Origin of the sequence: Bradyrhizobium erythrophlei, from assembly GCF_042430365.1 — a bacterium.
Classification (GTDB): domain Bacteria; phylum Pseudomonadota; class Alphaproteobacteria; order Rhizobiales; family Xanthobacteraceae; genus Bradyrhizobium; species Bradyrhizobium erythrophlei.
This window is the reverse complement of the sequence record NZ_JBHMET010000154.1, coordinates 215,937-227,554: the sequence shown is the minus strand read 5'-3', so window position 1 is coordinate 227,554 and position 11,618 is coordinate 215,937. Positions and strand designations below refer to the sequence as shown.

General features: G+C 66.1%; 11 protein-coding genes. 9 read left to right on the top strand and 2 right to left on the bottom strand.

Annotation, left to right across the window (positions count from 1 at the left end):
* Positions 1-75 precede the first annotated feature (75 nt).
* Positions 76-1,140, bottom strand: coding sequence for an MBL fold metallo-hydrolase (locus ACFFWD_RS24530; protein ID WP_376969381.1), 1,065 nt, complete (start codon positions 1,138-1,140; stop codon positions 76-78).
* 373 nt (positions 1,141-1,513) lie between these two features.
* On the opposite strand from ACFFWD_RS24530, the gene ffh reads away from it, so the two are divergent.
* The 3 genes from ffh (at position 1,514) to rimM (ending at position 4,073) form a co-directional block, all read left to right on the top strand.
* Entirely contained in the window at positions 1,514-3,061 is a 1,548-nt protein-coding gene (gene ffh, locus ACFFWD_RS24525; RefSeq protein ID WP_376969379.1) for a signal recognition particle protein, read from the top strand.
* A 140-nt stretch (positions 3,062-3,201) separates the two neighbouring features.
* Complete coding sequence (gene rpsP / locus ACFFWD_RS24520) at positions 3,202-3,534, top strand: 30S ribosomal protein S16 (RefSeq protein ID WP_280974962.1); 333 nt, start codon at positions 3,202-3,204, stop codon at positions 3,532-3,534.
* A gap of 17 nt (positions 3,535-3,551) precedes the next feature.
* Complete coding sequence (gene rimM / locus ACFFWD_RS24515) at positions 3,552-4,073, top strand: ribosome maturation factor RimM (protein WP_376969377.1); 522 nt, start codon at positions 3,552-3,554, stop codon at positions 4,071-4,073.
* 24 nt (positions 4,074-4,097) lie between these two features.
* Here rimM and ACFFWD_RS24510 read toward each other — a convergent pair whose 3' ends face one another.
* Entirely contained in the window at positions 4,098-5,009 is a 912-nt protein-coding gene (locus tag ACFFWD_RS24510; protein ID WP_376969375.1) for a LysR substrate-binding domain-containing protein, read from the bottom strand.
* 195 nt (positions 5,010-5,204) lie between these two features.
* On the opposite strand from ACFFWD_RS24510, the gene ACFFWD_RS24505 reads away from it, so the two are divergent.
* From ACFFWD_RS24505 to ACFFWD_RS24480, 6 genes are all read left to right on the top strand, one after another.
* Complete coding sequence (locus ACFFWD_RS24505; protein WP_376969373.1) at positions 5,205-6,425, top strand: MFS transporter; 1,221 nt, start codon at positions 5,205-5,207, stop codon at positions 6,423-6,425.
* A 349-nt stretch (positions 6,426-6,774) separates the two neighbouring features.
* On the top strand, positions 6,775-7,857 hold the full coding sequence (locus ACFFWD_RS24500; RefSeq protein WP_376969371.1) for a zinc-binding dehydrogenase: 1,083 nt from the start codon (positions 6,775-6,777) through the stop codon (positions 7,855-7,857).
* Positions 7,858-7,866: 9 nt separating this feature from the next.
* On the top strand, positions 7,867-8,601 hold the full coding sequence (gene trmD, locus ACFFWD_RS24495; RefSeq protein WP_376969369.1) for a tRNA (guanosine(37)-N1)-methyltransferase TrmD: 735 nt from the start codon (positions 7,867-7,869) through the stop codon (positions 8,599-8,601).
* Between the two features lie 110 nt (positions 8,602-8,711).
* Positions 8,712-9,092: a 50S ribosomal protein L19 gene (gene rplS, locus ACFFWD_RS24490; protein ID WP_376969366.1), complete on the top strand. Its 381-nt coding sequence runs from the start codon at positions 8,712-8,714 to the stop codon at positions 9,090-9,092.
* A gap of 344 nt (positions 9,093-9,436) precedes the next feature.
* Complete coding sequence (leuC, locus tag ACFFWD_RS24485) at positions 9,437-10,843, top strand: 3-isopropylmalate dehydratase large subunit (RefSeq protein ID WP_376969364.1); 1,407 nt, start codon at positions 9,437-9,439, stop codon at positions 10,841-10,843.
* A 100-nt stretch (positions 10,844-10,943) separates the two neighbouring features.
* Positions 10,944-11,153, top strand: a complete 210-nt coding sequence (locus ACFFWD_RS24480) for a hypothetical protein (protein WP_376969362.1) — start codon at positions 10,944-10,946, stop codon at positions 11,151-11,153.
* The last annotated feature ends 465 nt before the right edge of the window (positions 11,154-11,618 follow it).

The following is an 11,618-nucleotide window of genomic DNA, read 5'->3' as shown; positions in this document are numbered from 1 at the left end:
TCCGACCAATTCCAGAAAGCTCTTGTGCCACGGGGGCCGTCCACATATGGGTCCCGGCCTCCGCCGGGACGACAACTAAATCTCAAACACCTGCCCGGGCTTCAACGCCGCGAATTTTTCGCGCGGCACCTTTGCGGCATCCATCGCCTCGCCGAGCGCGATCACCGGCGCGTCGATCGCTTCATCGGTCAACTGGAACGTGCCGTGATGGTGCGCCAGCGCCTGCGCGGCGCCGCAATCGGCGAGCGCCTTGACCGCATCCTCCGGGTTCATGTGCTGATCGCGCATGAACCAGCGCGGCTCATAGGCGCCGATCGGCAGGATCGCGAGCCTCAAGGGTCCATGCGCCTCGGCGACGCGGCGGAAATGCCGGCCGTCGCCGTAGCCGGAATCGCAGACGACATAGAGCTTGCCGGCCGGCGTCTCCAGCACGAAGCTCGCCCACAGTGCCTTGTTGCGATCGAACAGGCCGCGCGCCGACCAGTGCCGCGTCGGCACCAGCGTCACGGCAAGACCACCTCCGAGATCGACACGATGGTGCCAGTCGAAGGCCTCGGCCCTGATCGCGGCATCGGCCTCGCGCATAGTGACGTCGTTGCCGAGCGGCGTGATCACGCGCGGCGAGAAACGCGCGGCCAGCATCGACAGCGTCGCGACGTCGAGATGATCGTAGTGGCCGTGCGATACCAGCACGACGTCGATGTCAGGCAACTTCTCGAAAGCGATGCCGGGATCATTGTGCCGCTTCGGCCCGGCAAAGCTGAATGGCGAGGCGCGCATCGACCACACCGGATCGATCAGGATGTTGAGGCCGGCGGCCTGGATCAGCCAGCTCGCATGGCCGACGAACGACAGCCGCACCTTGCCACTGTCGACGCGCGGCGGCGGCGTATCGGCGTGGGGGCTCGGCGCCCAGTCCGGCCAGGTCGCACGCTTGCGGCCGCTGCCGAACTGCCAGCGCAACACCTCGCCGAGCGATTTCGGCGGGGCGCCATCGGGATCGAAGAAGCGCAGGCCGTCGAAATGGTCGGTGACGGGGCCGTCATAGGTCTTCATGAAGGACATCCAGATCGATGGAACGCCAATCGCCGCGACGGCGCCGGTCAGAAGTGCAAGGATGCTGCGGCGGGTGATCGACACGAGGCGGGGCCCCGAAAATGACTGGGTGAACGGCACCCGTCTATATGGGTGGCACGCCTCGATTCGGAACCAGCACAAGAAAACCACGCGTTTTCAATATTTTATGACTTGAGGCGGGTGATACGGATTCAAACTTTCCTTGACTTTGAGCCCCTGGCAGCGTTTAACGCCGCCACTTTCTCGGAAAGATCCGTCTTTTCGACCCGCCGACCGGCCCTGGAGGCCGGAGGCCAACGCCCGACAGCGCGATGCGCCCTCGGGCGCGAAAGTGTTTGGACCATCGTCTTGGCGATTAGCCGGGACATCTTACCTCGTCATCACCCCGTGGGCGATGATGTGAACTGGGCGCCTGCATAGGCAAAGGACAACGGCATTGTTCGACAATCTGTCGGAACGGCTTGGTGGCATTCTCGATCGTCTGACGGGGCGCGGTGCGCTGACCGAAAAGGACGTCGATGCCGCGATGCGCGAGGTGCGCCGCGCGCTGCTCGAGGCCGACGTCGCGCTTGAGGTAGTCCGCAGCTTCACCGAGAAGGTCCGTGAGCAGGCGGTCGGCGCCACCGTCGTCAAGTCGGTCACACCAGGCCAGATGGTGGTGAAGATCGTCCATGACGAGCTCGTCGCCACCCTCGGCGCCGACGGCCAGACCATCGATATCAACTCGGTGCCCCCGGTTCCGATCATGATGGTCGGTTTGCAGGGCTCCGGCAAAACCACCACCACCGCGAAGCTCGCGCGGCGCATGGTCCAGCGCGACAAGCGCAAGGTGCTGATGGCCTCGCTCGACGTCTATCGCCCGGCGGCGATGGAGCAGCTCGCCGTGCTCGGCCGCGACCTCGACATCCCGACGCTGCCGATCGTCGCCGGCCAGATGCCGCCGCAGATCGCCAGGCGCGCGCTCGAGGCCGGCAAGCTCGGCGGCTACGACGTGGTGCTGCTCGACACCGCCGGCCGCACCACGCTCGACGAAGAGATGATGAAGGAGGCGGCCGAGATCAAAGCCGCCGCCAATCCGCATGAAGTGCTGCTGGTCGCGGACTCCCTCACCGGCCAGGACGCGGTCAACCTCGCGCGCTCGTTCGACCAGCGCGTCGGCCTCACCGGCATCGTGCTGACGCGCGTGGACGGCGACGGCCGTGGCGGCGCCGCGCTGTCGATGCGCGCGGTCACCGGCAAGCCGATCAAGCTGATCGGCACCGGCGAAAAGACCGATGCGCTGGAAGACTTCCATCCGAGCCGCATCGCCGGCCGCATCCTCGGCATGGGCGACGTGGTGTCGCTGGTCGAGCGCGCCGCGGCGAACATCGACGCCGAGAAGGCCGCGCGCACCGCCGAGCGGATGCGCAAGGGTCAGTTCGACCTCAACGACATGCGCGAACAGCTGCAGCAGATGGCGAATATGGGCGGCATCGGGGGGCTGATGGGCATGATGCCCGGCATCGCCAAGATGAAGAACCAGATCGCAGCCGCCGGCATCGACGACAAGATCTTGAAGCGCCAGGTCGCGATCATCGATTCGATGACGCGACAGGAGCGCAAGAACCCGGACATCCTGAAAGCGAGCCGCAAGAAGCGCATCGCGGCCGGCGCCGGCCAGAGCGTCGAGCACGTCAACAAGCTCTTGAAGATGCACCGGAACATGGCCGACATGATGAAGGCCATGGGCTCTGGCAAGCGCGGCCCGCTCGCCGGCATCGCGCAGGCCATGGGTTTTGGCGGCGGCATGAAGCCGCCCTCGCCGGAGGAGATGAAGGCGCTTGCCGAGAAGATGCAGGGCGGCGCCGGCGGCGGCCTGCCGAACCTGCCGAAGGACATGCCGCTCGGCCTGCGCGGCGGTTTGCCGAACGTGCCGGGCCTGACCGGCCTCAGCGGCAAGCCGACATTGCCGGGCCTCGGCGGCTTCCCGGGCAAGAAGAAATGAACCTCTTTCGTCATTGCGAGGAGCGAAGCGACGAAGCAATCCATGCCTCCATACGCGGCACGATGGATTGCTTCGCTGCGCTCGCAATGACGGCGTAACTGACCAACACAGACTTCAAACCAACACTTAAGGAGAATGAGATGTCCGTTGTTATCCGCCTCGCTCGCGCAGGCACCAAGAAGCGTCCGGTCTATCACGTCGTCGTCGCCGACTCGCGCTTTCCGCGCGATGGCCGCTTCATCGAGCGTCTCGGCCACTTCAACCCGCTGCTGCCGAAGGACAGCGAGGCCCGCCTGAAGCTCGACATGGACAAGGTGAAGGCCTGGCTCGCCAAGGGCGCGCAGCCGTCGGATCGCGTGACCCGCTTCCTCGACGCCGCCGGCGTCGTCAAGCGCAAGGCGCGCAACAACCCGGAAAAGGCCGTGCCGCGCAAGGAGCGCAAAGCGCAGGCCGAAGCCGCCGCCAAGGCGTAAGCTGAACGGCGACCGCGGTGACAGCACCGGTCTGTGTCGCCCGCATCGGCGCTGCGCATGGCGTGCGCGGCGCCGTCCGGCTTTGGACTTTCACCGAAGACCCGCTGGCCGTGAAGGACTACGGCCCGCTGATGACCAAGGACGGCGCGCGTCAGTTCGAAGTGACGCATGTGCGCGAAGCCAAGGATCATCTGGTGGTGACGCTGAAGGGCGTCGCCACGCGCGATGACGCCGAACGGCTGAACGGCCTCGAGCTCTATGTGCCGCGCGAGCGGCTGCCCGCGACCGACGACGACGAATATTACCACGCCGACCTGATCGGGCTCGCCGCGGTGACGACCGCGGAGCAACCGCTCGGCAAGGTGATCGCGATCCATAATTTCGGCGCCGGCGACATCATCGAGATCGCGCCGCCGCAGGGCGCGACGATGCTGCTACCGTTCACCAACGCCGTGGTGCCGACCGTCGATCTCGCCGGCGGCCGCGTGGTGATCGATTTGCCGCAGGAGATCGAGGGCGACGATCCGTCGGCGGCCTGATCAAGCTTTCAAAAATCCCGAGCCTCATCCCGTCTTCCGTCCCTGCGCTTCCAGCCAGTCGCAGAACACCGCGTTGTGCGGATCGTTGCGACGCGCCTCGGGAAAATAGGCAAAGTAGCTGCGCGCCGGCAGGCTGATCTCCGGAAACGGCGTCACCAGGCGACCCGCCGCAAGATCGTCGGCGATCAGCGCGGTCGGTCCCATCGCCACCCCGAGCCCATCGAGCGCGGCCTGTATAGTCAGGTAGAAATGATCGAAGGTCAGCGAGGCCGCGGGCTCGAGCGCCGATTGTCCCGCCTCGGTCAGCCAGTCGCGCCACAGCCGCGGCATCGAGGTCACGTGCAGCAGCGTGAGTCGCGCGAGATCGGCGACGTTGGCCAACGGCAATTGCGCAAGCAGCGACGGGCTCAACACCGGCAGGCGGCGCTCGGAGAGCAGGAAGCGCGATGAGAAGCCGTGAAAAGCATCCGGGCCGCCGCGGATCACGACATCGAACGGCTCGGGCAGTGCGTCGACCGCATCGTTCGACGTGGTCAGGCGCACCTCGATATCCGGGTGCTCGGCGCGAAACCGGCTCATACGCGGCAACAGCCAGCGCAGGCTGAATGTCGCGAGCGCATTGACGCGCAACACGGCAATCGGCGCATCGCCGCGGCGTTCGCGATGCTGCTGCACGGCGGCCGAGATGCGGTCGAGCGCGGGGCCGAACTCCGCCAGCAACGCCGCGCCCGCCGGTGTCAGCACCACACGGCGGACCGATCGCCGAAACAGCGCTGGCGCACCGAGCCATTCCTCGAGCAGCCGGATTTGCTGACTGACCGCGCCATGGGTCACGCTGAGCTCGGCGGCGGCTTCCTTGAAGCTGCCGAGACGGGCGGCCGCCTCGAAGGCACGGACGGCATTGAGGGGTGGCAGGCTGCGACGTGGGACGAACATGATCGGCCTACAAGAGATTTCCTAACGCATGATCCGATTATTACTGATTTGTGACAAGAACCGAAGCAGCGCATAGTCCATCGCAAGCTCCTTACACGGCTATCCTTTCCTCGCCCTTGGCTTTCGACTTGGCAATCCCGTCTTTAGATTTTCTGCCAGAATTAGACTCTTCTCGCATCCGGCGGGAGGGCAGCCTTGCCTGACCCTGCGACTGAAATAGCCAATGCCCGTCGCCAGGATTCGGTCGAGGCTACGCGCACCCTCACGGTGACCGGCCTCAACCACGCGCTTCACGACGGCTATACCGACCTGATCTACGTGCTGCTGCCTGTCTGGCAGGCCGAGTTCGCGCTGAGCTACGGCCTGCTGGCGCTGTTGCGCGGGCTCTATGCCGGCGCCATGGCCGGCTTGCAGATTCCGGTCGGCCGCATCGCGGAGCGGATCGACGGCAAGATCATCCTCATCGTCGGCACCGTGCTGTCGGCGCTCGGCTATGTCCTGGCCGGGCTGTCCGGCGGCATTATCGGACTGGGTCTCGCGCTCGCGTTGTCCGGCGCCGGATCGAGCACCCAGCATCCGATCGCGTCCGCCGCGGTGTCGCGCGCCTATGGCAAGGCCGCGCGCGGACCGCTCGGCATCTACAATTTCTCCGGCGACCTCGGAAAGGCCGCGATCCCCGCACTGACCTCGCTGCTGCTGGTGATCATGTCGTGGCGACACGCGCTGGTGCTGCTGGCATTCGCGGGCGTGCTCGTGGCGGGCTGCATCGCGCTCTGGATGCCCGCGGTCGGCAGGGGATCCGCGAGCAAGTCGAAGACGTCATCGAGCCGCGCGGGTGACGGCCGGGGTGGCTTTAACTGGCTGCTCGCGATCGGAATTCTCGACACCGCCGTCCGGATGGGCTTCCTCACCTTCCTGCCGTTCCTGCTGCGCGACAAGGGCGCGTCGCTGCCGACCAACGGCTTCGCGCTGGCGCTCGTCTTCATCGGCGGCGCGGCCGGCAAGTTCACCTGCGGCTGGCTCGGCGAACGCGTCGGCGCGCTGCGCACCGTGCTTCTCACCGAAGGCGGGACGGCGGCGCTGATCCTTGCGGTGCTGGTGCTGCCGCTGACGCCTGCCATTGTGCTGCTGCCGCTGCTCGGCGTGATGCTCAACGGCACATCCTCGGTGCTCTATGGAACGGTGCCCGAGCTGACGCCGCCGCATCGCACCGAGCGCGCCTTCGCGCTGTTCTACACGGGAACGATCGGCTCCGGGGCGATCGCGCCGGTGCTCTACGGCTTCCTCGGCGATGCGCTCGGCCCGACCATGGCAACCGCGGCGACCGCAGCAACGGCGATCGCAATCTGTCCGCTTGCACTGGCGCTTGCGGCGCATCTGTCGGACCACGCCGGCACGCGCCGCTCGAGCGTCTGACGGCACGCGCACGTCAGCGCCAGTGATCCGATTGTTCGGCGCCGGCGCCGCACTACATACTCCGTCGCGATTGGAGCATGATCGTAATTGGTTGAATCGGCCGGTCCGCAGACTCGCTTCACCTCTCCCGCTTGCGGGGGAGGTCGCATCGCATCGAAGATGCGATGCGGGTGGGGGCTCTCTCCACAATGCGACTCGTGGCGACACCCCCACCCCAACCCTCCCCCGCAAGCGGGAGAGGGGGCGCAGCGTCATCGCGGCCGCCGATTCGAGCTAATCTCACGCTTCGTCTAGAGAGCCCGGGCTCGCAGTGTCGCGTGGCCGGGACAACGAACGGGAAGCAGAAACTATGACAAGCACCCACAAAGCCTGGCGCCTGCACGCATACAACGATCTCCGCTTCGAGGGCGTCGCGACACCGCAGCCGGCGCCCGACGGCGTCATCGTCCGGATCGAGGCCGGCATGGTGCTGTCCTACACCAACAAGCTCTTGTCCGGCGCGCTGCCCTACAGCCTGCCGCCGATGCCGTTCGTGCCCGGCACCAACGCGATCGCGCGCGTCGTCGCAACGGGCGAGAACGTCACGCATGTCCGCAGCGGCGATCGCGTGTTCCTCAGCCCGCATCTGCGCGGCGACGTGCCGGATCGCGATCCGCCGCAGATCCTGATCGGCCTCACCGCGACGGTGACGACACCAGAAGCGCTCGCGTTGCAGACGCGCTGGCGCGACGGCGTGTTCGCGGAGATCGCGCATTGGCCCGCGGCCTGTGTCACGCCGCTTGCCAACCTCGACGACAAGCCGGCCACCGAGTTGATCGGGCTCGCCAAGTTGATCGTGCCGTTCGGCGGATTGCAGCGTTCGGGCTTGCGCGGCGGCCACACCATCATCATCAACGGCGCGACCGGCTATTTCGGCTCGGGCGCGGTGATGCTCGCGGTCGCGATGGGCGCGGGCCGCGTCGTCGCGGTTGGCCGCAAGCAGGCCGCGCTGGAAGAACTGCGCGACGCGTTCGGCCCGCGCGTGATTCCCGCCGTCGTCACCGGCGATGCCGCCACCGACCTTCCGATCATCCGCCGCGCCGCCGGCGGCACCGCTGATGTCGCGCTCGACCTGCTCGGCGCCGCCAAGAGCACCTCGACCACGCTGTCGAGCCTGCGCGCGCTCCGGCGCGGCGGGCGGATGGTGCTGATGGGCAGCGCCGAGGTGCCGCTCGAGCTCTCCTTCCGCGAGATGCTTGCCAATGACTGGGAGGTGGTCGGGCAGTTCATGTACGACCGGACCGCACCGGGCCAGCTTGCCGCGCTCGCCGCCGAAGGCCTGCTTGCCTTAAGCAAGATCAACGTGGCGACGTTCAAGCTCGCCGAGTTCCGCCGCGCGGTCGATGCCGCCGCCATGATGCAGGGCCTCGACCTGACGGCCGTAGTGCCGTAACCAGAGGCCATGACAACTGTGCCGACACCCTGGCGCGCGACCGTGCTGACTCTGTTCCCGGAGATGTTTCCGGGACCGCTCGGCGCGAGCTTGGCCGGCAAGGCGCTGGCCGGCGGCCTCTGGGCGCTGGAGGCACGCGACATCAGGGATTCGGCGACCGACAAGCACCGCAGCGTCGACGACACGCCGGCCGGCGGTGGCCCCGGCATGGTGCTGCGGGCCGATGTGCTGGCCGCCGCGATCGACGCGGCGGATATCGCGCCGGATCGTCCCCGGCTCCTGATGAGCCCGCGGGGTCGGCCGCTGACCCAGTCGCACGTGGCGGAACTTGCCACGGGGCCCGGCCCCCTGATCGTCTGTGGCCGGTTCGAGGGGGTCGACCAGCGGGTGATCGAGGCGCGCGGGCTCGAGGAGGTCTCGATCGGGGATTATGTGCTCTCAGGCGGCGAAATCGCCGCGATGGCGCTGATCGACGCCTGCGTCCGGCTGCTGCCGGGGGTGATGGGCAAGCAGGCCTCGGGAACCGAGGAGAGCTTCTCGGAAGGACTACTGGAATACCCTCAATACACCCGTCCGCAGGAGTTCGAGGGCCGTCAGATCCCCGAAATCCTTATTTCCGGCGATCACGCCAGGGTTGCGGCCTGGCGGCTGGCCCAGTCCGAGTCATTAACGGCTGTCCGGCGGCCGGACCTGTGGGCCAGAAAAGCCGCCCGGCGCGGGACAAAAAACACGACAGACGGGTGACAAACCCTCCGCTTTGTCTTATAGGGGCGGCCAAATCCGCACCCGCGCAGGATAGATGGACGTTTGCGCAGCTCCCATGCAGGCTGGGCGCGCCGCCGATGGAGATTTCAATGAACCTCATTCAGCAGCTCGAAAAAGAGCAGTTCGACAAGCTCGCCGCCACCAAGACCATCCCGGAATTCGCCCCCGGCGATACGGTCATCGTCAACGTGAAGGTGGTCGAAGGCGACCGTACCCGCGTCCAGGCCTATGAAGGCGTCTGCATCGGCCGCTCCGGCCACGGCCTCAACGAGAGCTTCACCGTGCGCAAGATCTCCTACGGCGAAGGCGTCGAGCGCGTCTTCCCGGTGATGTCGCCGATGATCGACTCGATCAAGGTGGTGCGCCGCGGCAAGGTCCGTCGCGCCAAGCTCTATTACCTGCGCAACCTGCGCGGCAAGTCGGCCCGCATCGTCGAGAAGCAGGACCGCGCCACCGCCGTCAACGAGTAATCCATCCCTTCGTGGATGTGACCAAAAGCGCGGGGCTCAGCCCCGCGCTTTTTTGTTGCGGCATGCCCATCCAGCGGAGAGCCCCGCGTATCGGTCGATTGTCGCAGATATGAGCCCTGTGTTAGATATTTAGAATGGTTCCGGATCAAGCCAGCAAACGTTGCCAGCGCGTCGTGATCGACGATCGCTCGCGGCTGCCTGGCCGGTTCTTCGGACGCTTCGCGACTTCGGCAACGTCAGAGCTTGCGCGCGCAGCGTAACGCTGCCCCGATGCTTTCGTCTGCTCGCGCGTCGACCCGCGCTCAAAGCCATCAACCACTGAATTTCTCCTGGAGCTTAAGCTCATGTCCAAACCGACCACGCTGTACGACAAGATCTGGAACGACCATCTGGTGCACGAAGCCGACGACGGCACCTGCCTGCTCTATATCGACCGCCATCTGGTGCACGAGGTGACCTCGCCGCAGGCGTTCGAAGGCCTGCGCGCCACGGGGCGCAAGGTGCACGCGCCGGAAAAGACGCTCGCCGTCGTCGATCACAACGTGCCGACCACCGATCGCACCAAGCCGAATCCCGACCCCGAGAGCATCGAGCAGATCAAGGCGCTGGCGGAGAACGCCAAGGAATTCGGCATCGAGTATTACAACGAGTTCGACAAGCGTCAGGGCATCGTCCACGTCATCGGCCCGGAGCAGGGCTTCACCCTGCCGGGCACCACGATCGTGTGCGGCGACAGCCACACCTCGACGCATGGCGCGTTCGGCGCGCTCGCCCACGGCATCGGCACCTCCGAGGTCGAGCACGTGCTGGCGACGCAGACGCTGATCCAAAAGAAGGCCAAGAACATGCGCGCGATCGTCGACGGCAAATTGCCGGAAGGCGTGACTGGCAAGGACATCATTCTGGCCATCATCGGCGAGATCGGCACCGCCGGCGGCACCGGCTATGTGCTGGAATATGCCGGCGAGGCGATCCGCGCGCTCTCGATGGAAGGCCGCATGACGGTCTGCAACATGTCGATCGAAGGCGGCGCCCGCGCTGGCCTGGTTGCGCCCGACCAGAAGGCGTTCGACTTCCTGCGCGGCCGCCCGAAGGCCCCGCAAGGCGCCGCATGGGACGCCGCGATGCGCTACTGGGAAACGCTGCGCTCCGACGAGGGTGCGCATTTCGACCACGAGATCCGGCTCGACGCAGCCAAGCTGCCGCCGATCGTCACCTGGGGCACCTCGCCCGAGGACGTGATCTCGGTGACCGGGTTTGTGCCCGATCCGGACAAGATCGAGGACGAGGCCAAGCGCCTCTCCAAGCATCGCGCGCTGAAATATATGGGCCTGACCGCGGGCACGAAGATCACCGACATCAAGCTCGACCGCGTCTTCATCGGCTCCTGCACCAACGGCCGCATCGAGGACCTGCGCGCCGCCGCCAAGGTCGCCGAGGGCAAGACGGTGAACGCGCACGTCAACGCGATGATCGTGCCCGGTTCGGGCATCGTGAAGGAGCAGGCGGAGGCCGAAGGCCTCGACAAGATCTTCATCAAGGCCGGCTTCGAATGGCGTGAGCCGGGCTGCTCGATGTGCCTGGCCATGAATCCGGACAAGCTGAAGCCGGAAGAGCGCTGCGCCTCGACCTCGAACCGCAACTTCGAGGGCCGCCAGGGCTTCAAGGGCCGCACCCATCTGGTGTCGCCCGCGATGGCGGCGGCGGCGGCGATCGCCGGACATTTCGTCGACGTCCGCGACTGGCGATGAGCGGGTTGTCTCAAGCTCGAAGCGTTCCGGAAACGGCTCGTTAAGGGCTCGCACGCACACTGCCTCCTTGCGAAACAAGCCTTCGCGGGGAGCGGGTGCCGTGGCCGACAAACCTGAATTCGTCGATATGATCAGCGATGCGACGCGGCAAAAGCGCCGCCGTGCCGCGCCGCGCATCATCGATCCGTTGCCCGAGGTGAAGGAAACCTCGCGCCTCAGCCACTGGCCGCCGGAACGCTGGACGCAGTGGCGGCTGGAAAACCTGACGCCGTGGAAGCTGAAGTCCTGGAAGGTCAGGAACTGGGACTGATCCGCGCCGGCTGCGTTCGCCCGGCTCGACGGGCAAATCGGTGCTGTAGGATGGGTAGAGCGAAGCGAAACCCATCAATTCATGTCCGCGGCGCGAATGATGGGTTTCGCTGCGCTCTACCCATCCTACGGGCCTGCGCCGAGCGCGTCCGCCCCTTGCCACTGATTTGCCCGACGGCGCAAGCCCTGCCGCGAAAAATATTTCTGTTTTTTAGAAGCGTAAATCGTTGTATGAATCCGCCCGTCTCACCCGCTTGAGGGGCGCTTCGCGATCGTCACGAGTGTTGTGGTGAGATGCGGTGGACGCTGATCGTGCACAAGACGAACGCACGCAAGGCGGACGGCGAAGTCGTGTGGTCCTGACGCCCCAGTGGCTGGTGTCTCATCACGAGAGGCCAAGGTCTCTCGCTGACGACGGTGACAAAAAAGCCCGGTCTCGCCGGGGAGAGCACGAAATAAGCCGTAC